A 22,260-nucleotide genomic window follows, 5' to 3' on the forward strand; every position below is an offset into this window, starting at 1 on the left:
CGACTGCGTCGTCGCATGACACGGGCCGCGGTACTCGGGGCCGGCTCATGGGGGACGACATTCGCCAAAGTGCTCGTCGACGCCGGCAACGACGTGACGCTGTGGGCGCGCCGCACCGAACTCGCCGAACGCATCAACACCACGCATCGCAACGAGGACTACCTGCCGGGCATCGACCTGCCCGAGGGTGTGGTGGCCACCCACGACGCAGCGACCGCGCTGCGGGGTGCCGAGCTGGTGGCGTTCGCGATCCCGTCGCAGACGCTGCGCGAGAATCTGGCCGGGTGGGTGCCACACCTGCCCGGCGAGGCAAGCCTGCTGAGCCTGATGAAGGGCGTCGAGCTTGGCACCACGCGGCGGATGAGCGAGGTCATCGCCGAGGTGACCGGTGCACCCGGCGAACGGATCGTCGTGGTCAGCGGCCCCAACCTCGCCCGCGAGATCGCCCTGCAGCAACCGACGGCCACCGTTGTCGCCTGCATCGACGAACAGCGAGCGATCGCGGTGCAGAACACCTGCAGCACGTCGTACTTCCGGCCCTACTCCAACACCGACGTCGTGGGCTGCGAGCTCGGCGGCGCGGTGAAGAACGTGATCGCCTTGGCGTGCGGCATCGGGCAGGGCATGGGGTTCGGCGACAACTCGTTGGCTTCGATCATCACCCGCGGCTTGGCCGAGACGGCGCGCCTCGGCGAGCGGCTCGGCGCCGACCCGCTGACGTTCGCCGGGCTCGCCGGCCTGGGTGACCTGGTCGCCACGTGCAACTCGCCGCTGTCGCGCAATCGGACGTTCGGCGAGCGGCTGGGCCGCGGTGAGTCCGTGGCGCAGGCGCAGGAGGCCACCCATGGGCAGGTTGCCGAGGGCGTCAAGTCCTGCCGGTCGCTGCTCGACCTCGCACGCAGTCACGACGTCGACACGCCGATCACCGCGGCCGTCGAAGCCGTCTGCTCTGGCGTAATGACCCCGCGGAAGATGGTCGAGCTGCTGATGGCGCGCTCGATGAAATCCGAAAGCTGACGGCACGCCGCCGGTAGGGTCACCCGTCGTGGCACGAATCCGGGTCGCCGTGCTCTACGGCGGTCGTAGCAGCGAGCACGGCATCTCGGTGGTCTCGGCTGGCAGCGTTCTCGGTGCCCTCGACCCCGAACGCTACGACGTCGTCCCGATCGGCATCACGCCCAGCGGTACGTGGGTCCTCACCGACGCCACGCCAGACACGCTGCGCATCGACGGCCGCACGCTGCCCGAGGTCGAAAAGGGCACGTCGGTCGCGCTCAGCGCCGACCCGACAGCCCGCGGGTTGGTTGCGCTGGAGGCCGGCGCCGCGGTCGACGCCCTGGCCGGCGTCGACGTCGTGTTCCCCGTGCTGCACGGTCGCTTCGGCGAGGACGGGACGGTGCAGGGTCTGCTGGAACTCGCGGGCGTGCCCTACGTGGGGCCCGGGGTGTTGGCCAGCGCTGCTGCGATGGACAAGGAATTCAGTAAGCGGCTGCTGCGCGACGCGGGGCTCGAGGTCGGCCGCTTCGCGGTGCTGCGTACCGATCGTCCGTGGTCGGCGCTCGACCTGCACCATCTCGGCCTGCCGCTGTTCGTCAAGCCGGCCCGGGCCGGTTCGAGTCTGGGCATCACGAAGGTCGGCGACTGGTCCGAGCTCGACGCCGCGGTCGACGAGGCGTTTCGGCACGACACCAAGGTCCTGGTCGAGGCCGCGGTGATCGGGCGCGAGGTCGAGTGCGGCGTCCTCGAGGACGCCGACGGCCGGCCCGAGGCCAGCATGCCTGCGGAGATCCGGGTCGGCAACGGGCATGACTGGTATGACTTCGAGGCCAAGTACCTCGACGACGCGTGCGAGTTCTACCTGCCGCCCGACCTGCCGGACGACGTCATCGCAGAGGTGCAGCAGGCCGCGTGCCGGGCCTTCGACGCGCTCGACTGCGCAGGGCTCGCCCGCGTCGACTTCTTCGTCACGCCCGGCAACGCGATCGTGGTCAATGAGATCAACACCATGCCGGGGTTCACGCCGGTGTCGATGTTCCCGCGGATGTGGGCCGCCTCGGGCGTCGCCTACCCGCAGCTCGTCGATCGGCTGATCGATGCCGCGCTACGCCACACCCGCTGACTCTGCGTGGGATTCGCCCTCACCGCGTCTGCGGACCCGCACTGTGCAGGGTTCCCTGTGCCGCCCGGGTGCCACTGGGACCACCGCCCGGCCCGCGCAGGATGTAGGCGGCGGCAACAGCGAGCACGGCACCGATCAGAGGAGCGGTGAGGTAGATCCAGAGGTCGTGCAGGTCGCCGGTGACGAGCGCGGGCGCGAGCGAGCGGACCGGGTTCATCGACGCTCCGCTGACCGGGCTGGCCCACAGGCCGGCCAGGGCGATGTATGCACCGACGGCGAGCGCCGACAACGAACCGATGTTCTGGGCGCTGGAGGCCGAGCCGAGGATGGTGCTGACCAGGCCCAGGGTCAGCACTGCCTCGACGGCGAAGGCCTGCGTACTGCTGAAACCGACGCCGGGCAGCGTGGCCCCCAGGTGCGCGAGGTTGCCGAAGACGACCCGCAGGAACACCGCGGCGAGCAGTGCGCCCACGATCTGAGCGGCGACGTAACCCGGCACCCTGCGCCAGCCGAAATCCCGGCGTAGTGCGAAGGCGATGCTCACCACCGGATTGAGGTGCGCACCGGACACGGCACCCATGAACAGGATGATCGCGAGCACGGTCAATGCGGGCGCGAGGACTGAGGCAACCCGACCGACCTGGCCCTTGCTGACGTGATCGATCACCGGAGCCCCGGCACCTGCCAGGACGAGGAGGAAGGTGCCGAACACCTCGCTGAACAGGCGGCGCCATTCGTAGCTCAGATTCGTGAAATCCCAGGCCCAGATCGGCTGCCTCTCGAACAGAGCAGCCACCCGCGGCCCGTGGCGATCGCGAATCACCAGGTCGAGCTGTGCACGGTCGCCCGCACGGGCCCCGTCAGGGTGGCCGGTCGGCGTCGGCTGGTCGGTCATGTTCGGGCCCTCGCTCGAGCGGATCAGACGGCGATCGCGGGAAGCTCGACGAGGCGGCACGCAACCTCGGCGTCCTCGTTGAGGTGGTAGCTGGCACAGACCCGGTGGTAGCCGTCGGCGATGTGCAGCGGTACATCGACCGCCAGGTCGCCCCGTACCAGCAGGATCGGCGACAACGCGACGCCCTTCGCCGCCCGCTTGAGGTCCTTGGCAACCTCCGGATCATCGACCGGCAGGAGCGGAAGGCGAGCAGCGCGCAGGACGTCCTTGGCATGCTGCTGGACCGTCGGCGCCTGAGACAACAGCGCCACCAAGACTTCGACCTGCGTCGACCCCGCCACCAATCGCAAGTACGACGCAGCCGACGGGTAGTCGTGTTCAGCGGGGGAGTCCGTCCAACTCAGCTTCGGTGCCTTGGGCATGAGCCATCCTTTGCAATCGGCCGCCAGTGGCCCGCGGCGGGCGAGCCACCCCGGAGTCTGCGCGCTGCCCCATGAGATCCCGGAATGATTCAGACCTCCCCGGACGGCACCGGCGCGACAAGTACCCGACACAGCCGGTCGAGCTCGGCGACGGGGTCGGTGGTGAAGCCGGTGTGCACGGGGCCGGGCTGGATCATCGTGCTGCGCGGCGCGGTCAGCCAGCGGAACCGCCGACCGCGGTCCTCGGCCGCGGCACGGCCCGAACCGTCGCAGGTGCCGACGACCGCGGCCAGAGCTGCCGTCACCATCGCGACGTCCACGTCGGGATCCAGCGCGCGCACCCGCTGCTCGTCGAGTGCGACAGCAGCGCCCAGGAAGTCGGCGCCGGGGCAGTAGAGGACCACCCCGGCGTTGACGAGCTCACCACGCTCCATGCGCGGCACGACGCGGAGCACCGCGTACTCGAACGGCAATCGCGTCATGATCGGTCCAGCCAGGACGGCCGGTTGTTGCGATCGACGGCCACCCGTCGTGCCCCGCCCTGCTCGGCCATTGCTCGCAACGCAGGCAGCCACTGGTCGTGGGCGCCGACGCGAGCGAGCAGGGCTTCCCGGTAGGCGGCGCGCACGGCGGTGGGGGAGTCGAAACCGGGCTCGTCGTTCAGCCAGACGTCCGGAACGAGCGCGAGCACGCCGTCGAGCGCCGCCGTGGTCACCAGCGGAGTCAGGGCCGCGTCCGCGGCGTCGAGGTCTGGGTGCGACGTGATCAGGGCGTGCTCGCCGGCGTCGTAGGGGCGCGTTGCGATCCGCTCGGCGTCGAAGGACGCCCAGTTGTGGTGGAAGGTCAGCGCCGCGCCGTGGTCGATCAGGTAGGGCCGGCGGTGCCAGAACAGCAGGTTCGGATTGCGCCAGGAGCGGTCGACGTTGTTGATCAGCGCGTCCAGCCAGAGCACCTGTCCCGCGAACTGCGGCTCGACCGGGAACGCCGAGGTGTCGAGGTCGAGCGCGCCGGGCAGGAAGTCGACGCCGAGGTTGCGGCCGGGGCTGGCGCGCAGCAGGTCCTGCACCTCCTCGTCGGGCTCATTGGCGGCGAGCGTGGGGTCGACATCGACCGTCACCAGCTCGGCAACGGGTAGCCCCAGCGCCCCGGCCAACGACGTGCCGATGATCTCGGCGACCAGCGCCTTGCGGCCCTGTCCGGCACCGGTGAACTTGACGACGTAGGTGCCGAGGTCGTCGGCTTCCATCAGCCCGGGCAACGAGCCGCCCTCGCGCAGGGGCGTGACGTAGCGCGTCGCGGTGACGTTGCGCATCTCGACGGGACTGCGCAGACCGGGCACGGGAGCCGAGCCTACGGGTGGATCACCCAGCGGGCAGGATCTGCTGCACGCTCCACTTGTTGCCGTCGGGATCGGCGAAATAGATGAAGCGTCCCCACGGCAGCTCCTCGACTTCCCCGACGTCCAGTCCACGCTCGGCGAACTCCGCCCGCGCCTGCTCGACGTCGTCGACGACGAGCTGCAGGCCCTCCAACGTCCCAGGGGTCATCGCCGTCAGTCCGTCGCCGATGCAGATCGAGCAGCCCGATCCGGGCGGGGTCAGCTGCACGAAGCGCAACGTGGAATTCACCCGCTGGTCGTGGTCGGCGACGAAGCCGACCTTGTCGACGTAGAAGGCCTTGGCCGAATCGACGTCCCCGACGGGTATGCACACGAGCTCGAGCTTGAAGTCCATGCGAGCAGTCTGCTCAGATCACCGCGGCCGTGCGCAGCCCGTCGATGTCGGCCGCGGAGTAACCGGCCTCCCGCAGCAGCTGCACGGTGTCATCACCCACGCCGACCAGCTCGCCGGCCCGCCCGGGAGTGGCCGAGAACCGCGGCGCCGGTCCGGGCATGTCGACGTCGCCGATCTTGACGTACGTTCCGCGCTCGACGTTGTGCGGGTGGGCGAGCGCCTCCTCGAGCGTCAACACCGGCGCGACGCAGGCGTCGAGGGCTTCGAAGAGCTTGGCCCATTCGTCGCGGCTGCGGCCGGCGAAGGTCTGCTCGAGCAGCGCGGTGCAGGCGGCGAACTGAGCCGGGTCGTAGGGCGACGGTGCGGTGGCCGGGTCCTGATTGATCGCCGTGCACAGACCAGCCCAGAATTGCGGCTCGATCGCACCCACCGCGAGGTACTTGCCGTCGGCACAGGTGTAGCAGCGGTAGTTCGGCGAACCGCCGTCGAGGAAGTTGGACTCGGGTCGGTCCTGCCACCCGCCCGTCGCCAGGAACGCCCGTGTCATCGACCCGAGGTAAGCCGCGCCGTCGACCATGGCGGTGTCAATGACCTGACCCTCGCCGGTGGCGCGGGCGTGCAGCAGCGCGGCGAGCAGGCCGGTGACCAGGAACATTGCCCCGCCGCCGAAGTCGGCTATGTAATTCACCGGCGGCACCGGCGGCTCACCGGCACGGCCGATACCGGCCAACAGGCCGGTGAGCGCGAGGTAGGTGAGGTCGTGCCCGGCGGTCCGGGCCAGTGGCCCGTCCTGACCCCAGCCGGTCATTCGTCCGTAGACGAGCTTCGGGTTGCGGGCCAGAACCTGTTCGGGCCCGACGCCAAGCCGCTCCGCCACGCCAGGACGGAAGCCCTCGATCAGCGCGTCAGCGCTCTCGCACAGGCGTAGCAGCGCCTCGGCGCCCTCGGGCCTGCGAATGTCGAGCGTGATCGATCGACGGCCCCGTCCGAGCGGGCCGCTGACCAATGCGTCGCCGAGCCCTGGCCGGGCACCGGCCAACTTGTCGATGCGCACCACCTCGGCCCCGAGGTCGGCGAGCAGCATGCCCGCGAAGGGCACCGGGCCGATGGCCGGCAACTCGACGATTCGCACACCCTCGAGCGGTCCTGGCACATCGGCTCCTTACCTGGTGATCAACAGCGCCGAACCGTCGACATTCGACGGTTCGGCGCTGTTGATCAGCGTTGGGGTGTGGGTCAGAACGTCTCGCCGTTCTCGGCCTTCTTGCGCAGCAACGGGTTCGGCTCGAAGCGCGCGCCGAACTCCTGCGCGAACTCGTCGGCGCGGGCGACGAATGCCTTGGGACCGCTCACTCCACCCTCAAACCCGTTGATGTACTGCAGTACGCCACCGGTCCACGGCGGGAAGCCGATGCCCATGATCGAGCCGATGTTGGCGTCTGGCGTCGTGAGCAGCACGCCCTCCTCGACGCAGCGGGCCGACTCGACGGCCTCGATCACCAGCATGCGCTGACCGAGCTTCCTGACGTCGACCGATGCCGGCTCACCCTGGGGCGGGAACGTGTCGGCCAGGCCCGGCCAGAGGCCGAGGCGCTTGCCCGACTCGTCGTAGTCGAAGAAGCCCTTGCCGGCGAGCCGACCCGGGCGCCCGAGCTCGACCATCTTCTCGACGATGTCCTCGGCCGGGTGCCGGGTGTAGCTGTCACCCATGGCGTCGCGGGTCTCGTTACGGATCTTGAGGAACAGCTCGAGGTTCAGCTCGTCGGCCAGCTGCAGCGCGCCGACGGGGTAGCCGGCCTGCGTGGTGGCCTGCTCGATCGTGGCCGGACGAATGCCTTCGCCGAGCATGGCCAGCGCCTCGTTGACGAACGTCCCGATGACCCGCGAGGTGAAGAACCCGCGGCTGTCGTTGACCACGATCGGCGTCTTCTTGATCAGCATCGAGTAGTCGAGCGCCCGGGCCAGTGCCTCGTCGGAGGTCCCCTCGCCGCGGATGATCTCGAGCAGCGGCATCTTGTCGACCGGCGAGAAGAAGTGCAGGCCGATGAAATCCTGCTTCCGCTCGACGCCCTCGGCCAGCGACGTGATCGGCAGCGTCGAGGTGTTCGAGCCGAGCAGGGCGTCGGGGTTGACGACCTTCTCGACCTCCTGGAACACCGAGTGCTTGAGCGAGACCTTCTCAAAGACGGCCTCCACGACGAAGTCGCAACCCTCGAGGTCGGCGTAGTCAGCAGTCGGCGTGATGCGGCCGAGCACCTCGTCGCGCTTGGCCTCGGTGATCTTGCCGCGGCTTACGGCCTTGTCGAGCAGCTTCTGCGAGTACGCCTTGCCCTTTTCGGCCGCCTCGATGGAGACGTCCTTGAGCACGACCTGCACGCCGGCCTGCGCCGTGACGTAGGCAATGCCTGCGCCCATCATTCCGGCGCCGAGCACGGCTACCTTCTCGGGCAACCGCTTGTCGAAGCCCTCGGGCCGCGAGGCTCCACCGTTGATGGCGTTGAGGTCGAACCAGAAGGCTTGGATCATGTTCTTCGCGACCTGGCCGGTGGCCAGGTTGACGAAGTACCGGCCCTCGATCTTCAGCGCGCTGTCGAAGTCCACCGTGGCGCCCTCGACCGCGGCGCACATGATGTGGTGCGGCGCGGGCATCGGTGCGCCCTTGAGCTGCTTCTTCAGGTTGCCGGGGAACGCGGGCAGCATGCCGGCGACCTTGGGGTTGCTGGGTGCGCCGCCGGGCATTCGGTAGCCCTTGGCGTCCCACGGCTGCTCGGTCTGCGGGTTGGCCTTGATCCACTCCCGGGCCTTGCTGATCAGCTCATCGGGCGTCGCGGCAATCTCATCGACAATCCCGACCTCCAACGCCTGCGCCGGCTTGTAGCGGGTGCCCTGCAGCAGCACCTTCATCAGGCCGTCGGCGATGCCGAGCAGGCGCACGATGCGGGTGACGCCACCGGCGCCCGGCAGCAGGCCCAGGGTGACCTCCGGCAGGCCGAACTGCGCCTTCGGGTTGTCGAGCGCGATGCGGTGGTTGCAGGCCAGGGCAATCTCCAGGCCGCCGCCGAGAGCTGCGCCGTTGAGCGCAGCGACGGTGGGCTTACCGAGCTTCTCGAGCCGGCGGAAGTCGGCCTTGATGCGCTCCACCCCCTGGCTGAACTCGGCCTTGTTCTCGTGGGTGACCTGGATCAGCGTGTTCAGGTCGCCGCCGGCGAAGAAGGTGCTCTTGGCGCTCGTGACGATGATGCCGGCGATCGAGTCCTTCTCCTTCTCCAGCCGGTCGACGGCCTCGGACAGCGAGCTGCGGAAGTCGTCGGTCATGGTGTTGGCGCGGGCGTTCGGGTCGTCCAGGGTGAGGGTGACGATGCCCTCGTCGTCCTGGTCCCAGCGAATGACGTTGGTACTCACAGCTTGTCTCTCCTGCTCAGATTCGCTCGACGATGGTGGCCACGCCCATGCCGCCGCCGACGCATAGCGTCGCCAGGCCGTAGCGCAGGTCGCGGGCCTCGAGCTCGTCCACGAGCGTGCCGAGGATCATGGCGCCGGTGGCGCCGAGGGGATGGCCCAGCGCGATCGCCCCGCCGTTGACGTTGATCTTCTCGTGCGGGATCGAGAGGTCCTTCATGAACTTCAGGACGACCGCCGCGAACGCCTCGTTGAGCTCCCACAGGTCGATGTCCTCGACGCTCAGGCCGGCCTTGGCCAGCGCCTTCTGCGCCGATGGCGTGGGGCCGGTGAGCATGATCGTCGGCTCGGTGCCCGCGACGCCGACTGACACGATGCGGGCCCGCGGGGTCAGGTTGTTGTCGGTGCCGGCCTTCTCACTGCCGATGACGACGAGCGCAGCACCGTCCACGATGCCCGAGGAGTTGCCCGGCGTGTGCACGTGGTTGATCGACTCGACCCAGTGGTACTTCTGCAGCGCGACCGCGTCGAAGCCGCCCATCTCGCCGAGGCCGGCGAACGACGGCTTCAGGCCGCCGAGGCTCTCGACCGTCGTGCCCGGACGCGGGAACTCGTCGACGTCCAGCACGATGTCGCCGTTGATGTCGAGTACGGGGACGATCGAACGGCCGAAGTTGCCGTTCGCGATGGCCTTGCCCGCGCGGTCCTGCGACTCGGCGGCGTAGGTGTCGACGTCGGTGCGGCTGAAGCCCTCGATGGTGGCAATGAGGTCGGCGCTGATGCCCTGCGGAACGAAGCTGGTGTCGTACGCGGTCTCGGGGTCCATGGCCCATGGGCCGCCGTCGGAGCCCATCGGCACGCGCGACATCGACTCGACGCCGCCGGCGATGATCAGGTCTTCCCAGCCGGAGCGCACCTTCTGTGCGGCGACGTTCACGGCCTCCAGGCCGGACGCGCAGAAGCGGTTGAGCTGGAAGCCCGGGCCGGAGAGCTCGTAACCGGCGGCGAGGGCCGCGGTGCGGGCGATGTCGGCACCCTGCTCGCCGATGGGGGAGACACAGCCGAGGATGACGTCCTCGACGTGCTGCGGGTCCAGACCGGGATTGCGCTTCTTGATCTCGTCGAGCAATCCGACGACCAGCGAAACGGGCTTGGTCGCGTGCAGCGAACCCGAACTCTTGCCCCTGCCGCGCGGGGTGCGCAGGGCGTCGTAGACGAAGGCCTCTGTCATGTCGATTCCGATCTGCCGAAGAAAGTTGCTGCCAGTATTACTGGCACAGTACTGAAGCGCCAGTGGTGGTGATGTGGTCTATCGTCGTCCCATGACCGGTGTGGAGGCAACTGCTGCATCGGGTGAGTTCACTGTGGACGAGCTAGCCGCCCGCACGGGGCTGACCGTGCGCACGGTTCGCTTCTACGCCAGCGAGGGGCTGCTCCCGCCGCCCGAACGTCGCGGTCGGGTTGCCTATTACGACGCTCGGCACCGGATGCGTCTCGACCTCATTCGCACCTTGCAGGAGCACGGCTACACGCTGGCCGCGATCGAGCGCGTGCTCGCCCGTATCCCGCACGACGCGGCGCCGGCGGAGTACGTGGTGCACGGCGCGGTGCTCGCGCCGTGGCTGCCGGAGCAGACCGAGATCCTCGACCGGCACGCCCTGGACCGGCGGATCGGGCGGCGCCTCGACGACGAGCTGCTGGCCTACCTCGTCGAGGTCGGAGCCGTCGAGCGCGTCAGCAGCGTGGACGGCGGCGAAGACAGCTTCCGCACGTCCTCGGGGGTGCTGGGCTATGCGCTCGAGGTGCTCGAACTCCCGGTCACGCCGGAGTTCCTGACCGAGTCGACGCGGATCATCGAGACGCACGCCACCGCGGTGGCCGAGGGCCTCAACGAGGTATTTGCCCGCACCGTCTGGGGCCCTTATCAGCGCGGCGAGCTCGAGCACGAGCAGGTCGTGTCGCTGCTCGACCGCATCCGGCCGCTGGCCATCCAGGGCCTCGTCGGCGCTTTCACCCGGGCCGCGGACCAGGCGGCCCGCCGCCGCGTCGAGGACCAGTAACCAGCGCTACTTGCGCTGGGTGCACAGCGGCAGTGAGGTTTTGCCGTTGTTGTCTGGCACGCCGCAGACCGCGGGCAACGCTTTGGCAATGGCGTCCGACAGCGGCGGCAGCACGGTCGAGCCCTGATACTTGGGCGGCACGCTGATCGAGATGTAGGCGGCCCGATCGACAGTGATCCAGTCCGTGCGGCCGCCGCTGCCCTTGGTGGCGTCGAAGTACGGACCGCTGGCCACGGTGCCGTTCTGGAAGTACTGAGTCGACGAGCCCGGGTGCAGGCTCTTGGGACGGGCCGCGCCGCAGCTCAGGATCACGGCCGGGTTGCCCCACGCCACGACGAATGCCGTCGGGGGATTCGGGCGCACGACGCGAGGCGCGAGCGTGCCGAGCTGCACCGGCAGCTGGGCCAGCACCTTGGTGCAGGCCGCGGCCTGTCTCGTCGCGTTCGGCGGGGCGGACGGAGTCAGTGGGCTGCCGGGCCCCGGGGACGAGTTCGACGAGCTGCCGCCACCGTTGGTCGCGGCGACGATCGCGAACGCGCCGATGACCACGATCGGCAGCGTCACCGCGCTGGCGATCAGCGCGGCGCGGCGGTGATCGGAGTCGATTGCTCGGTCCTCAGAGGTGAACGACGGGGCAAGTCAGCGTGCGGGTGATGCCGGCGACCGCCTGGATGTTCGCCACCACCAGCTTGCCCAGTTCGTCGACGGAACCCGCCTCTGCCCGGACGATGACGTCGTAGGGGCCGGTGACGTCCTCTGCGGTGGTCACCCCGTCGAGCGCGGCGATCTCGGCGGCGACGGCTGCTGCTTTCCCGACCTCGGTCTGGATCAGCACGTATGCACTCACGCTCACAGCCTCACTCCGTTCGGCTCTGCACAGCAGTGATATCTCCGATTCGCTCCGCAAGCGTCGCTCATCACGAACTCCACTTCCTGGCCGGTCTCGGTGCGGCGCGTCCTGCCGGTGGGGCTGGGCGCGAACCGGTAGAACGTAGCGCAGCCCCGCCAGCGGGTCCGCCCGGTACCGGCCGCGGCGCCACCAGTGCTTTGCTGTGCTGGTGGCTCGGTCCGAGCACCCACCCTGTTCGCGAGGAGTTCGTCATCACCACCATCTCCGATGTCGGCGAGTTCGGCGTCATCGCGCGGGTGGTCGCCGGTCTCGACGCGGTTCCCTCGACGCTCATCGGGCCAGGTGACGACGCTGCGGTGATCGCCACGTCGGACAACCGCGTGGTGGCTTCCACCGACATGTTGATCGAGAACCGGCACTTCCGCCGCGACTGGTCGACCGCTGAGGACGTCGGCCACAAGGCCGCGGCGCGGGCGTTCTCCGACATCGCGGCCATGGGCGCGACACCGTCGGCACTGCTCGTCGCCTTCGGCGCGCCCGGAACGTTGGAGCTCTCGTGGGTCGACGGCCTCGTCGCGGGGCTGCGCGCCGAGTGCGCAGCAGCCGAGGCGGCGGTGGTGGGCGGCGATGTCACCGAGGCCGACGTGATCACCTTGGCCCTCACGGCGTTAGGCGACCTCGACGGCGCGCGGCCGGTGACTCTGGGCGGCGCGCAGGCGGGGGACACCGTCGCGGTGTGCGGACGGCTCGGCTGGGCAGCCGCGGGCTTCGCGGTGCTCGGGCGCGGGTTCCGCTCGCCGGTGCAGGTGGTCAACGCCCACCGGCGCCCCGAACCGCCGTATTTCGAGGGCCAGCGGGCGGCTGCGCTCGGCGCCACGGCGATGACCGACGTCAGCGACGGGCTCGTCGCCGACCTCGGCCACATTGCCGAGGCCAGCGGCGTCCGCATCGACCTGCGCGCAGAGCTCATGGATGTGCCGGCCAAGCTGAGGGAGGTCGGCGCCGCGCTGAACGTCGACCCGCTGGTCTGGGTGCTGACCGGTGGTGACGACTACGCGCTCGTCGCGACATTTCCGAAGCGCACCGAGCTGCCCGACCCGTGGCGCACGATCGGCTCGGTGGCCGGTGGTGAAGGTGTGCGCGTCGACGGCCGGCGCTGGCCCAAGGGCGGCCACGAGCACTTCCGCAGGTGATCGCTACCCTCGGCGGCGTGTCCGTAGAGATTGACGCCCGGCCGTACGACCACCCCGACGTCACCCGCATGGTCGACGCGGTGCAGGCCGAATACGTGGTCATGTACGGCGGGCCCGATGCGGCGATGATCGACCCTGGCGAGTTCGTTCCGCCGGCGGGCCTGCTCCTCGTCGGTTCGCTCGACGGGTCAGCGGTGGCCATGGCCGGGTGGCGCCGCCTGTCACCGCGCGTCGCAGAGGTCAAGCGCATGTACGTCGACCCGCGGGTGCGCGGGCGCGGGTTGTCGCGCGTCATGCTCGAGTCGGCCGAACGCAGCGCGCTCGAGGCCGGTGTCGAGGAGTTCGTGCTCAACACCGCGCCGTTGCAGCGGGCGGCGATCGCGCTGTACGAAAGCAGCGGCTACGTCCCGGGGACGCCGTTCGGGCACTACGCCGATAACAGTGGGGCCCTGTTCTACGCCAAGCGCCTGCGCGCAGACAACGAGGCCCGTTCGCCGCAGCGAACGGGCCTCGTGGACGAGCGGTAGAACGACGTACTAGGCGCGGGTGACCTTGCCGGCCTTCAGGCAGGAGGTGCAGACGCTGAGCCGGCGGCGGGTACCGGGGGCAACCATCGCGCGGACGGTCTGCACGTTCGGGTTCCACCGGCGGTGGGTACGGCGGTGTGAGTGGGACACGGACATGCCGAACCCGGGACCCTTGCCGCAGACATCGCAGACGCTGGCCACGTGGAACTCCTCGGTTGGTGTGAAGACTGAAGACAACCCCACGAGTCTAACGGCTGCCGATACGGCTTCCAAACCACGGTCGGACCCGGACAGTAATGTCGATCCATGCTCGAGGTGTTGGACGCGCAGGCCGTGCGTCGGTGGAGCGCCACCGCTCTCGAGCTCCTCGAGGCGGGGTGCAGCGACATCGACGCGCTCAACGTGTTCCCGGTCCCCGACGGTGACACCGGCACCAACATGCTGAGCACGATGCGCGCCGCCGGCCGTTCGCTCGACGCCGTGCCAGATGCGCCGGTCGTCGAGGCCTTGGCTGCGATGGCCGAGGGCGCTGCTGCCGGTGCGGTCGGCAATTCGGGTTTCATCCTGTCGCAGATCCTGCGCGGGCTGGCCGAGGCCGTCGCCGCTGCCGGCCAGTGGGACGCCGGCGCGCTCGCGGCGGGCCTGCTGGGTGGCGCCGAGCTCGGCCGGCAGGCCGTCATGAACCCACTCGAAGGCACGATCCTGTCGGTGGCCGCCGCCGCGGCCGCCCATGCGCGCGGTGACTCGCTCGCCGAAGCGATGTCGGCCGCGGTCGCCGGTGCCGATGCCGCGTTGCTGCGCACCCCGGGTCAGCTGGCCGTCCTCGCCCGGGCCGGCGTCGTCGACGCCGGTGGCCGGGGCCTGCTCGTCCTGCTCGACGCGCTGGCCCGCACCGTCACCGGCCGGCCGGCAGCGCTGACGCCAATCGCCCCACCTACCCGTGAGCTCGCCGAGCACGACCCGCCCGTGGGTCCCGAGTACGAGGTGCAGTACCTGCTCGACTCCGTACCGGCCGCCGTCGACGGGCTGCGGTCCGCGCTGGACGAGCTCGGCGACTCGGTGGCGGTCGTCGCGGCCGGAGAGCGCACGTGGAAGGTGCACGTACACGTCGACGACATCGGTGCCGCCCTCGAGCGCGGGCTCGAGGCCGGCCGCCCGTACGCGGTCAGCGTTGTCCCGCTCGCAGCACCACGCCGGTCCGTCGACGATGACACCGGCGCCCGCGCCGTCCTGGCCGTCGCGCCCGGGCCCGGCCTGGCTCACCTGTTCGAGTCCGAAGGCGTCCACGTCGTTGATGGGCACGTCATTGATCGGATGGATGGGAGCAGCGCCGGCGTGCCGCCGTCTATCGCCGACGTCCTTGACGTCATCCGGACCACCGGCGCATCCGAGCTCGTACTGCTGCCCAACGCCTCGCAGGTCACCGGTATCGCCGAGGCTGCGGCCCGGCTGGCGCGGGCACGCGGCGTCCGGGTGTCGGTGGTGCCCACCCGATCACCCGTCCAGGGGCTGGCCGCGATCGCCGTGCACGACCCCACCCGCCGCTTCGACGACGATGTCGTGGCCATGGCCGAGGCGGCTGCGGCCACCCGGTTCGCACAGGTCACCGTCGCCCGGTCCGAGGCGCTCACCGCCGTCGGCATCTGCCAGCCGGGCGACGTCCTGGGCATGATCGACGGCGAGGTCGTCGACATCGGCCGCGGCCTGCTGGCCGTCGCGTTCGGCCTCGTCGACCGGCTGCTGGCGGTAGGAGCCGAGCTGATGACCATCGTCGTGGGCACCGACGCGCCAAGTCGTACCGGAGAGCTGATCGAGGCCCACGTCCGCGGGCGCGCCGCTCTGACCGACGTCTCGGTGTACCAGGGTGGCCAGGCGGATCACCCCGTGATCATCGGTGTCGAGTGATGGCCACCCTCGACACCCAGCTCGCCGAGGTCGTCGGCGGTCGTACCGCGAAAGCCCTCGAGAAGGGCTTCGCCATGCGCACCGTCGGCGACCTGCTGGCCCACTATCCGCGCCGGATGGCCGAACGTGGCGAGCTCACCGACCTCACTGCACTGCGCGTCGACGACGAGGTCACCGTGGTGGCCGACGTGCTGAGCAGCGCCATCAAGCGGGCACAGAACGGTGTGCGGCTCGAGGTCGTGGTGGGGGACGGCAAGGGAAATCTGCAACTCGTGTTCTTCGGCCGCACCGCGCACTGGCGCGAGAAGGACCTCCAGGTCGGGCGACGCGGGCTGTTCTCCGGCAAGGTCGGCGACTTCCGCGGGCGTCGCCAGCTGGTGCACCCCGACTACCTGCTGCTGCCCGGTGACGAGCTCGACAGGGCCGAGGCCGATATCTACGCCGGCCGGCTCATCCCGGTCTATCCGGCCACCCAAGCGGTGCGCACCTGGATGATCTCCGAGTCCGTACGCCACGCCCTGCTGATGCTCGACCCGGTGCCCGACCCCGTCGAACCCGAGGTTCGGGCCCGGCGCGGCCTGCTCGACCTCGACACCGCGCTGCGTGCCATGCATGAGCCCGCCGACCGCGGACAGTGGGGCGCGGCCCGGAAGCGCTTGGCCTGGGACGAGGCGCTCGGCGTGCAGCTCGCCCTTGCCCAGCGCCGACACGCCGCGGCCCAGCACCCAGCCGTCGCGCGGGCGCCGCGTTCCAACGGCCTGCTCGCCGCCTTCGACCAGCGCTTGCCCTTCGAGCTCACCGCCGGCCAGCGCGAGATCGGGGAGCAGATCGCCGAAGAGCTCGCCGGAGCGCACCCCATGCACCGGCTGCTGCAGGGCGAGGTCGGATCGGGCAAGACCGTCGTCGCGCTGCGCGGCATGTTGCAGGTCGTCGACGCCGGGGGGCAGGCCGCGCTGCTCGCGCCGACCGAGGTCCTCGCCGCCCAGCACGCCCGCACCGTCGAAGCCATGCTCGGCCCGCTGGCGCACGGGGGCCAGCTCGGCGGGGCCGACGACGGCACCCGCGTCACGCTGCTCACCGGCTCGCTGCCCACGGCCGCCCGCCGGCGGGCGCTGCTCGAGGCGGCCGGGGGAGCGGCCGGCATCGTCATCGGCACCCACGCACTGATCCAGGAGCACGTCCAGTTCGCCGATCTCGGGCTGGTCGTGGTCGACGAGCAGCACCGCTTCGGCGTCGAGCAGCGCGACGCGCTGCGGGGCAAGGCCGCGCAGCCGCCGCACGTCCTGGTCATGACGGCCACCCCGATCCCGCGCACGGTGGCGATGACGGTCTTCGGCGATCTCGACACGTCCACGCTGGCCGAGCTGCCCGCGGGCCGGGCGCCCATCACCACTACCGTCGTACCCGCGGCCGAGAAGCCCGGTTGGCTCGACCGGGTGTGGCAGCGGGTCCGGGAGGAGGTCGCGGCCGGCCGACAGGCCTACGTCGTCGCGCCGCGCATCGGCGAGGACATGGACGCCATCGGGAAGGTCTCTGAGGACGGGATGGGCGAGGACGCCGGGCCCCCCGACGAGTCAGACGCACCGACGTCGCGCCGCCCGCCCGTCGCCGTCACCGACGTCGCGCCGATGCTGGCCGGGGGGCCGCTGCACGGGTTGCGCCTCGAGGTGCTGCACGGCCGGCTGCACCCTGACGAGAAGGAGCGCGTCATGACCGACTTCGCGGCTGCTCGAAGCGACGTCCTGGTGGCCACGACGGTGATCGAGGTCGGCGTCGACGTCCCCAACGCCACGGTGATGGTCGTCCTCGATGCCGAACGGTTCGGTGTCTCGCAGCTGCACCAGTTGCGCGGCCGCGTCGGGCGTGGCGGACATCCCGGAATCTGCCTGCTCGTCACGGACGCCGACGCCGAGTCACCCTCCCGCGAGCGGCTCGACGCGGTCGCGGCCACCACTGACGGCTTCGAGCTGGCCCGCCTCGACGTCGCGCAGCGGCGTGAGGGCGATGTTCTCGGCGCGGCGCAGTCCGGGCGCCGCAGTCAGCTGCGGTTGCTGTCGTTGCTGCGCGACGAGGAGCTCATCGTCGCCGCCCGGGCCGAGGCCACCGACCTGATTGCGCGCGATCCCGAGCTCACCGGGCACCCGCTGCTCGCTGCCCAGGTTGCTGCGCTGGTGCGCGACGACCAGGCCGACTACCTAGAAAAAACATGAGGATCGTGGCCGGTGCGGCGAAAGGGCGGCGCCTGGCGCCTCCGGCGCCGGCCACCCGCCCGACGTCCGACCGCACCCGCGAGGCGCTGTTCAACACCCTGGCCGGATACGTCCGGCTCGATGGCGCGCGGGTGCTCGACCTCTATGCCGGTACCGGCGCCGTCGGGCTCGAGGCGCTGTCCCGTGGGGCGGACGAGGTGGTGCTCGTCGAGTCGAACCGCCGCGCAATCGATGTCATCCGGCGCAACGTGGAGACGGTCGGCCTGCCCGGCGCCACTGTCGTCCCGCGCGCCGTCAACGGCTTTCTTGCCGACGAGTCGGACGAACCGTTCGATCTGATCTTTGCCGATCCGCCGTACGCCGAGGATCCCGGCCTCGGCATCGCTATCTGGGCCGAGCGCTGGCTCGCCCGCGACGGGATCGTCGTGGTCGAACGAGACGCGCGCAGCGGGTCTCCGTTCACAGGGATCGCATCGCTCACACTCGCCCGCGAAGCGCGGTACGGGGACACAGTGCTTTGGTACGGTCGCCCGCGATGAAACCCCCCGCCGCGGACGTGCCCCAGGGCGTCATCCCCAAGGTGCGCCGTGCGCTGTGCCCCGGGTCTTTCGACCCCGTCACGAACGGGCACCTCGACATCATCGGCCGGGCCGCCGCTCTCTATGACGAGGTCGTCGTCGCGGTCTTCGTCAACCAGTCGAAGTCCAGCATGTTCACCGTCGACGAGCGGCGCGAGATGCTGCAGGACGAGACCCGTCACTACGGCAACGTGGCCATCGACACCTTCGAGGGACTGGTCGTCGACTACTGCCGCGCCCACGAGATCCCGGTGATCGTCAAAGGCCTGCGTGCGGTCAGCGACTTCGACTATGAGCTGCAGATGGCCCAAATGAACCGCGGCCTGGCCGGCATCGACACGCTGTTCATGCCGACCAACCCGGAATACAGCTTCCTTGCCTCTAGCCTGGTGAAGGAGATCGCCAAGTGGGGCGGCGACGTCAGCTCGCTCGTCCCGCCCGACGTCTTCACCCGCCTGAAGGAGCGCACCTCCGCAGGCTGAGCATCGACTGGAGGTCGCCATGTCCGACGAATCACTGCGCCGGGTGGACGAGCTGCTCTCTGAGTTGATCGAGCTCATCGAGACCGCCCGGGCCCTGCCGATGTCGGCGTCCTGCGTGGTGCCGCGCGAGCGCGTGCTCGACCAGCTGGACGAGCTGCGCGAGGTGCTGCCGCCGGAGATGGATCAGGCCCGCACCTTGATCGCCCGCCGCGACCAGGTCATGCGTGATGCCCACGAGCAGGCCGCCGCCACCCGCGAACGGGCCGTCGCCGAGGCCGACACGATCCTGGCCGACGCCGGACACCAGGCCGAGACCCTGCTCGCCGCCGCCGGTCAGCAGAGCGAGACCGTCCGCGCCGCGGCGCGGGACGAGCACGCCCGCCTCATCTCGGCCACCGCTGTGCACCAGGGCGCGGCACAGGCGGCCAGCGCGCTGCGCGAGGACGCCGAGGCCTATCAGCGCCAGATCACCGGTGAGGCCCAGCACTACGACCAGCGCGTGCGTACCGATGCCGACGCCTACGCCAAGCAGGCCCGCTCGGAGGCCGAGCGCTACGCCATCAAGCTCACCACCGACGCCGAGAACTACGCCGAGCGCACGCTGGACGACCTGGCTGCGGTGCTGCACCGCTCGGCCCAGACCGCGGAGCAGGGCCGGACGGCGCTTGCCCAGCGACGGGCCACCGCGTGGACGTCGACCGGCCCGCTCGACCAACGCCCGGTCGAGAACGTGGAGGCTTCCCGTGACGACGACGGTTGGTCGTCGATTTCGGCCTAGGTGCGCCGCTCGGTTAGGCTGGACAACGGCCCGAACGACGCCACGACGGCGTTCTGGCCCGTTTTGCTTGATTCCACCAGTTGATACGAGACCACCAGCTATGCCGCAGACGCCGAAATCACGAACGCCGCGCGAGGCCCTCACGACCAAGCCGCGCAGCCCGTTCGTCTTCGACCTGCGCGAACTCGGCCGCCAGCCAGGAGCATTGCGCGAGTACCGGCGCCAGGTCACGGCGAAAGAGACCTTCGGGCTCGACGTGATCTGGGTGCCGGCCGGCGCCGAGCTCGATCTGGATCTGCGGCTCGAATCGGTCACTGAGGGCGTGCTGGTCACGGGCACCGTTTCGGCTCCGTTGACGGGTCAGTGCGCGCGCTGTCTCGACCCGATCACCGACGAGCTGACCGTCGACGTCTGCGAGCTGTTCGCCTATGCGGCCAGCTCCACCGACGAGACCACCGAGCGCGACGAGGTCTACCGGGTCGAGGGCGAGCGGCTGGACGTCGAACCGGTGGTCCGCGACGCCGTGGTCCTGGACCTGCCGTGGACCCCGCTGTGTGCGGCGGACTGCGCCGGGTTGTGTCCGGACTGCGGGCAACGGCTCGACGAGCTGCCGCCCGACCATGCTCATGAAACGATCGACCCCCGCTGGGCGGCGCTGGCAACATTGCCCGCCTTCACCGAATCGACGCCCACGGTGGCCGACGGTTCGTAGCGCGTGATAAACACCTGACCACGCACCGAAGGTGCGCTTTACAGAGGAGTTCCGACAATGGCCGTTCCGAAGCGGAAGATGTCGCGCAGCAACACCCGGTCCCGCCGGTCGCAGTGGAAGACGACCCCGGCGACGCTCGTGGTGTGCCCGAACCGCGCCTGCGGCGAGATGAAGCTGCCGCACACCGCGTGTGCCAACTGCGGTCAGTACGACGGCAAGCAGGTCCTCGCCGTCTGAAGTTCGTCCTGTCCGGGCGAGAACCGCGCAGTGCGAAGGACGGCATGACGGAGCTACCTGCGCCCGCTGAGCAACGCGGGTTGGAACAAGCCCTCGGTGTCGAACTCGACCCCGAGTTGCTTCGCCGTGCCCTGACCCACCGCTCGTACGCCTACGAACACGGCGGGTTGCCGCACAACGAGCGCCTCGAGTTCCTGGGTGACGCGGTTCTCGGCATCGTCGTCACCGACGCCCTGTACCGGGGGCACCCGGACCTCGCAGAGGGCCGGCTGGCCAAGCTGCGTGCCTCGGTGGTCAACATGCGCGCCCTTGCCGGAGTTGCTCGCACGGTGGGCCCTGACGGCCTGGGCGCCTACCTGTTGCTCGGCCGCGGCGAGGAGGGCACCGGCGGGCGCGACAAGCTGAGCATCCTGGCCGATACCCTCGAGGCCGTCCTGGGGTGCATCTACGTCGATCTCGGTCTCGAGGTCGCCACGAGGGTTGTTCACGACCTGTTCGACGGGTTGCTCACGGACGCGGCAACCGCCGGCGCCGGGCTGGACTGGAAGACGAGCCTGCAGGAGCTCACCGCCGAGCAGGGCCTGGGCGTCCCCGAGTACGTCATGTCCTCGAGCGGGCCCGACCACGAGAAGACGTTCACGGCACAGGCGCACATCGCGGGGGAGCTGTTTCCGCCCTCGACCGGGCGCAGCAAGAAAGAAGCCGAGCAACTCGCGGCCGAGACTGCCTGGCGGGCCATCGCGGCGCGCACCGACGCGTTGCGCCCCTGACCTGCGTCGCCTGACCTGCGTCCCCCTGACCTGCGTCCCCTGACCTGCGTCCCCTGAATCGTGCCGGAGCTTCCCGAGGTCGAGACCGTGCGTGCGGGCCTCGACCGGTGGGTCACCGGCCGCACCGTCGCCGCGGTGGAGGTACGCCATCCCCGCGCGGTGCGCCGGCACGTGGGCGGCGGCACCGACCTCGAGGCGCGGTTGCCCGGGCTGACGGTCCTCGGGGCTTCCCGGCGCGGCAAGTACCTGTGGCTGCCGCTAGGCGACGCCGACGGGCCACGGGGCGAAGCACTGATCGGGCATCTCGGGATGAGCGGCCAGCTGCTCGTCCAGCCCGCCGATGCCCCGCAGGAGAAGCACCTGCACATCCGCACGACCTTCACCGACGGGGGTCCGGAACTGCGCTTCGTCGACCAACGCACCTTCGGCGGAGTGCTGCTCGATCTCCTTGTTCCGGCCGCCGACCGCCCGGCCGAGCACGTCCCGGCCCAGATCGCGCACATCGCGCGTGATCCGCTGGACGCGCAGTTCGACGACGCTGCGTTCGCCGCGCGCCTGCGCGCCCGCAACACCGAGATCAAGCGGGCGCTGCTCGACCAGACCCTGATCTCGGGCATCGGCAACATCTACGCCGACGAGTCGCTGTGGCGCGCGATGCTGCACGGTCAGCGTCGCACCCGCGGGATGACCCGCGGCGCGGTCGCTGACCTGCTCGACCACATCCGCGACGTACTGCGGGCTGCGTTGCGGGCCGGTGGCACCTCCTTCGACGCGCTGTACGTCAACGTCAACGGCCAGAGCGGCTACTTCGACCGGTCACTGGCCGTCTACGGGCAGGAGGGCCGACCGTGTCCGCGGTGCGGCACCGCCGTGCGCCGGGCGAGCTTCATGAACCGGTCGAGCTTCTTCTGCCCGACCTGTCAACGGCCTCCACGCCTGCCGCGTAGCTCGCACACGGCGCGTCCATGTTGACCCGACGTTCCACGGGATGGGACGATGAGACGACACGACGGGAGCCTGCGCGCTCTGCGACACCCTCCCGCTGCGGTCACCGCAACGCAAAGCAATCCGCGGGCACTCAGCCGATGAGGCGAGCCTGGCGGGCACATTCGGGAATTGGAAGGTCGCCAACATGGCACGCGCCTTGATGGGACACGTCGGCACGTCGAACGAGCACATCCTCACCTTCGAGGTGACCCGGCTTCGCCGCCGGGTCGCCGAGCTCGAGGCCGAGCTCGCCGAGCTGCGAACCGAGCACACCGGTGATCTCGATCTTCGTGATCTCGAGCTGCACAACCTCACCGGCTCCGCCGAGCCGGTCCTCGCCTGAGGTCCCGGCCGCCCGCCCGCTCCCACGGGTGAGGTAGGGGTAGGTTCGTCGGCAGTTTCG

26 protein-coding genes are annotated in these 22,260 nt (G+C 70.1%); 15 read left to right on the forward strand and 11 right to left on the reverse strand.

Annotation, left to right across the window (positions count from 1 at the left end; genetic code table 11):
• Nucleotides 1–15 precede the first annotated feature (15 nt).
• The gene (locus ACFFC4_RS12230; protein WP_375501260.1) at nt 16–1,017 is read left to right on the forward strand and encodes an NAD(P)H-dependent glycerol-3-phosphate dehydrogenase; all 1,002 of its coding nucleotides are present in this window, start codon (nt 16–18) and stop codon (nt 1,015–1,017) included.
• A gap of 28 nt (nt 1,018–1,045) precedes the next feature.
• Nucleotides 1,046–2,119, forward strand: a complete 1,074-nt coding sequence (locus tag ACFFC4_RS12235; RefSeq protein ID WP_375501188.1) for a D-alanine--D-alanine ligase family protein — start codon at nt 1,046–1,048, stop codon at nt 2,117–2,119.
• A 19-nt stretch (nt 2,120–2,138) separates the two neighbouring features.
• Here the strand turns inward: ACFFC4_RS12235 and ACFFC4_RS12240 are convergent, their stop codons facing one another.
• From ACFFC4_RS12240 to ACFFC4_RS12275, 8 genes are all read right to left on the reverse strand, one after another.
• Nucleotides 2,139–3,014, reverse strand: coding sequence for an MIP/aquaporin family protein (locus ACFFC4_RS12240; protein ID WP_375501190.1), 876 nt, complete (start codon nt 3,012–3,014; stop codon nt 2,139–2,141).
• Nucleotides 3,015–3,037: 23 nt separating this feature from the next.
• Nucleotides 3,038–3,436, reverse strand: a complete 399-nt coding sequence (locus tag ACFFC4_RS12245; RefSeq protein WP_375501192.1) for a hypothetical protein — start codon at nt 3,434–3,436, stop codon at nt 3,038–3,040.
• Between the two features lie 89 nt (nt 3,437–3,525).
• Nucleotides 3,526–3,918 (reverse strand): DUF3037 domain-containing protein, encoded by a 393-nt coding sequence (locus ACFFC4_RS12250; protein WP_375501194.1) that lies wholly within the window; start codon nt 3,916–3,918, stop codon nt 3,526–3,528.
• Nucleotides 3,915–4,748 carry a HipA family kinase gene (locus ACFFC4_RS12255; RefSeq protein ID WP_375501262.1) on the reverse strand — a complete coding sequence of 278 codons (834 nt, stop codon included), beginning with the start codon at nt 4,746–4,748 and terminating at the stop codon, nt 3,915–3,917. The genes ACFFC4_RS12250 and ACFFC4_RS12255 overlap by 4 nt, the downstream gene beginning before the upstream one ends.
• A 49-nt stretch (nt 4,749–4,797) precedes the next feature.
• Nucleotides 4,798–5,169, reverse strand: a complete 372-nt coding sequence (locus ACFFC4_RS12260) for a glyoxalase superfamily protein (RefSeq protein ID WP_375501196.1) — start codon at nt 5,167–5,169, stop codon at nt 4,798–4,800.
• Nucleotides 5,170–5,182: 13 nt separating this feature from the next.
• Nucleotides 5,183–6,322, reverse strand: coding sequence for a CaiB/BaiF CoA transferase family protein (locus ACFFC4_RS12265; RefSeq protein WP_375501198.1), 1,140 nt, complete (start codon nt 6,320–6,322; stop codon nt 5,183–5,185).
• Between the two features lie 83 nt (nt 6,323–6,405).
• Nucleotides 6,406–8,571: a 3-hydroxyacyl-CoA dehydrogenase NAD-binding domain-containing protein gene (locus tag ACFFC4_RS12270; RefSeq protein WP_375501200.1), complete on the reverse strand. Its 2,166-nt coding sequence runs from the start codon at nt 8,569–8,571 to the stop codon at nt 6,406–6,408.
• A gap of 16 nt (nt 8,572–8,587) precedes the next feature.
• Nucleotides 8,588–9,799, reverse strand: a complete 1,212-nt coding sequence (locus ACFFC4_RS12275; protein ID WP_375501202.1) for an acetyl-CoA C-acetyltransferase — start codon at nt 9,797–9,799, stop codon at nt 8,588–8,590.
• A 91-nt stretch (nt 9,800–9,890) separates the two neighbouring features.
• Here ACFFC4_RS12275 and ACFFC4_RS12280 point away from each other — a divergent pair, with 91 nt between their 5' ends.
• Nucleotides 9,891–10,628, forward strand: a complete 738-nt coding sequence (locus ACFFC4_RS12280; protein WP_375501204.1) for a MerR family transcriptional regulator — start codon at nt 9,891–9,893, stop codon at nt 10,626–10,628.
• Nucleotides 10,629–10,634: 6 nt separating this feature from the next.
• On the opposite strand, the gene ACFFC4_RS12285 is transcribed toward ACFFC4_RS12280, so the two are convergent.
• Nucleotides 10,635–11,192: a DUF3515 domain-containing protein gene (locus ACFFC4_RS12285; protein WP_375501206.1), complete on the reverse strand. Its 558-nt coding sequence runs from the start codon at nt 11,190–11,192 to the stop codon at nt 10,635–10,637.
• 52 nt (nt 11,193–11,244) lie between these two features.
• On the reverse strand, nt 11,245–11,481 hold the full coding sequence (locus ACFFC4_RS12290) for an Lrp/AsnC ligand binding domain-containing protein (protein WP_375501208.1): 237 nt from the start codon (nt 11,479–11,481) through the stop codon (nt 11,245–11,247).
• Nucleotides 11,482–11,675: 194 nt separating this feature from the next.
• Between ACFFC4_RS12290 and ACFFC4_RS12295 the strand changes: the two genes are divergently transcribed.
• Together ACFFC4_RS12295 and ACFFC4_RS12300 are read left to right on the forward strand one after the other, a co-directional pair.
• Nucleotides 11,676–12,671 carry a thiamine-phosphate kinase gene (locus ACFFC4_RS12295; protein ID WP_375501210.1) on the forward strand — a complete coding sequence of 332 codons (996 nt, stop codon included), beginning with the start codon at nt 11,676–11,678 and terminating at the stop codon, nt 12,669–12,671.
• Between the two features lie 17 nt (nt 12,672–12,688).
• Entirely contained in the window at nt 12,689–13,198 is a 510-nt protein-coding gene (locus tag ACFFC4_RS12300; RefSeq protein WP_375501212.1) for a GNAT family N-acetyltransferase, read from the forward strand.
• 9 nt (nt 13,199–13,207) lie between these two features.
• Here ACFFC4_RS12300 and rpmB read toward each other — a convergent pair whose 3' ends face one another.
• Nucleotides 13,208–13,399, reverse strand: a complete 192-nt coding sequence (gene rpmB / locus ACFFC4_RS12305) for a 50S ribosomal protein L28 (protein ID WP_375501264.1) — start codon at nt 13,397–13,399, stop codon at nt 13,208–13,210.
• A gap of 105 nt (nt 13,400–13,504) precedes the next feature.
• On the opposite strand from rpmB, the gene ACFFC4_RS12310 reads away from it, so the two are divergent.
• The 10 genes from ACFFC4_RS12310 (at nt 13,505) to ACFFC4_RS12355 (ending at nt 22,200) form a co-directional block, all read left to right on the forward strand.
• On the forward strand, nt 13,505–15,103 hold the full coding sequence (locus tag ACFFC4_RS12310; RefSeq protein ID WP_375501214.1) for a DAK2 domain-containing protein: 1,599 nt from the start codon (nt 13,505–13,507) through the stop codon (nt 15,101–15,103).
• Nucleotides 15,103–17,313, forward strand: coding sequence for an ATP-dependent DNA helicase RecG (recG, locus tag ACFFC4_RS12315; RefSeq protein ID WP_375501216.1), 2,211 nt, complete (start codon nt 15,103–15,105; stop codon nt 17,311–17,313). Before ACFFC4_RS12310 ends, recG begins: the two co-directional genes overlap by 1 nt.
• Nucleotides 17,310–17,852, forward strand: a complete 543-nt coding sequence (rsmD, locus tag ACFFC4_RS12320) for a 16S rRNA (guanine(966)-N(2))-methyltransferase RsmD (RefSeq protein WP_375501218.1) — start codon at nt 17,310–17,312, stop codon at nt 17,850–17,852. Before recG ends, rsmD begins: the two co-directional genes overlap by 4 nt.
• 41 nt (nt 17,853–17,893) lie before the next feature.
• The gene (coaD, locus tag ACFFC4_RS12325; protein ID WP_375501266.1) at nt 17,894–18,373 is read left to right on the forward strand and encodes a pantetheine-phosphate adenylyltransferase; all 480 of its coding nucleotides are present in this window, start codon (nt 17,894–17,896) and stop codon (nt 18,371–18,373) included.
• Between the two features lie 19 nt (nt 18,374–18,392).
• The gene (locus ACFFC4_RS12330) at nt 18,393–19,151 is read left to right on the forward strand and encodes a hypothetical protein (RefSeq protein ID WP_375501220.1); all 759 of its coding nucleotides are present in this window, start codon (nt 18,393–18,395) and stop codon (nt 19,149–19,151) included.
• Between the two features lie 100 nt (nt 19,152–19,251).
• Nucleotides 19,252–19,863, forward strand: a complete 612-nt coding sequence (locus tag ACFFC4_RS12335) for a DUF177 domain-containing protein (protein WP_375501222.1) — start codon at nt 19,252–19,254, stop codon at nt 19,861–19,863.
• A gap of 57 nt (nt 19,864–19,920) precedes the next feature.
• Nucleotides 19,921–20,100 carry a 50S ribosomal protein L32 gene (rpmF, locus tag ACFFC4_RS12340; RefSeq protein WP_375501224.1) on the forward strand — a complete coding sequence of 60 codons (180 nt, stop codon included), beginning with the start codon at nt 19,921–19,923 and terminating at the stop codon, nt 20,098–20,100.
• Between the two features lie 44 nt (nt 20,101–20,144).
• A complete protein-coding gene (gene rnc / locus ACFFC4_RS12345; RefSeq protein WP_375501226.1) occupies nt 20,145–20,870 on the forward strand; it encodes a ribonuclease III in 726 nt (241 codons plus the stop codon).
• 60 nt (nt 20,871–20,930) lie between these two features.
• Nucleotides 20,931–21,842, forward strand: coding sequence for a bifunctional DNA-formamidopyrimidine glycosylase/DNA-(apurinic or apyrimidinic site) lyase (mutM, locus tag ACFFC4_RS12350; RefSeq protein ID WP_375501228.1), 912 nt, complete (start codon nt 20,931–20,933; stop codon nt 21,840–21,842).
• A 160-nt stretch (nt 21,843–22,002) separates the two neighbouring features.
• A complete protein-coding gene (locus ACFFC4_RS12355) occupies nt 22,003–22,200 on the forward strand; it encodes a hypothetical protein (protein ID WP_375501230.1) in 198 nt (65 codons plus the stop codon).
• Nucleotides 22,201–22,260 lie beyond the last annotated feature (60 nt).

It is taken from the genome of uncultured Jatrophihabitans sp., from assembly GCF_964244045.1.
Lineage (GTDB): Bacteria > Actinomycetota > Actinomycetes > Mycobacteriales > Jatrophihabitantaceae > Jatrophihabitans.

Bases quoted from the DNA above. Each gene is read 5' to 3' on its own strand.
- recG (WP_375501216.1), top strand. From the start codon at position 15,103: ATGGCCACCCTCGACACCCAGCTCGCCGAGGTCGTCGGCGGTCGTACC.
- ACFFC4_RS12330 (WP_375501220.1), top strand. From the start codon at position 18,393: ATGTCCGACGAATCACTGCGCCGGGTGGACGAGCTGCTCTCTGAGTTG.
- ACFFC4_RS12240 (WP_375501190.1), bottom strand. From the start codon at position 3,014: ATGACCGACCAGCCGACGCCGACCGGCCACCCTGACGGGGCCCGTGCG.
- ACFFC4_RS12335 (WP_375501222.1), top strand. From the start codon at position 19,252: ATGCCGCAGACGCCGAAATCACGAACGCCGCGCGAGGCCCTCACGACC.
- ACFFC4_RS12250 (WP_375501194.1), bottom strand. From the start codon at position 3,918: ATGACGCGATTGCCGTTCGAGTACGCGGTGCTCCGCGTCGTGCCGCGC.
- rpmF (WP_375501224.1), top strand. From the start codon at position 19,921: ATGGCCGTTCCGAAGCGGAAGATGTCGCGCAGCAACACCCGGTCCCGC.
- ACFFC4_RS12275 (WP_375501202.1), bottom strand. From the start codon at position 9,799: ATGACAGAGGCCTTCGTCTACGACGCCCTGCGCACCCCGCGCGGCAGG.
- ACFFC4_RS12230 (WP_375501260.1), top strand. From the start codon at position 16: ATGACACGGGCCGCGGTACTCGGGGCCGGCTCATGGGGGACGACATTC.
- ACFFC4_RS12280 (WP_375501204.1), top strand. From the start codon at position 9,891: ATGACCGGTGTGGAGGCAACTGCTGCATCGGGTGAGTTCACTGTGGAC.
- ACFFC4_RS12355 (WP_375501230.1), top strand. From the start codon at position 22,003: ATGGCACGCGCCTTGATGGGACACGTCGGCACGTCGAACGAGCACATC.
- ACFFC4_RS12260 (WP_375501196.1), bottom strand. From the start codon at position 5,169: ATGGACTTCAAGCTCGAGCTCGTGTGCATACCCGTCGGGGACGTCGAT.
- rnc (WP_375501226.1), top strand. From the start codon at position 20,145: ATGACGGAGCTACCTGCGCCCGCTGAGCAACGCGGGTTGGAACAAGCC.
- ACFFC4_RS12245 (WP_375501192.1), bottom strand. From the start codon at position 3,436: ATGCCCAAGGCACCGAAGCTGAGTTGGACGGACTCCCCCGCTGAACAC.
- rsmD (WP_375501218.1), top strand. From the start codon at position 17,310: ATGAGGATCGTGGCCGGTGCGGCGAAAGGGCGGCGCCTGGCGCCTCCG.
- ACFFC4_RS12255 (WP_375501262.1), bottom strand. From the start codon at position 4,748: ATGCGCAACGTCACCGCGACGCGCTACGTCACGCCCCTGCGCGAGGGC.
- ACFFC4_RS12310 (WP_375501214.1), top strand. From the start codon at position 13,505: ATGCTCGAGGTGTTGGACGCGCAGGCCGTGCGTCGGTGGAGCGCCACC.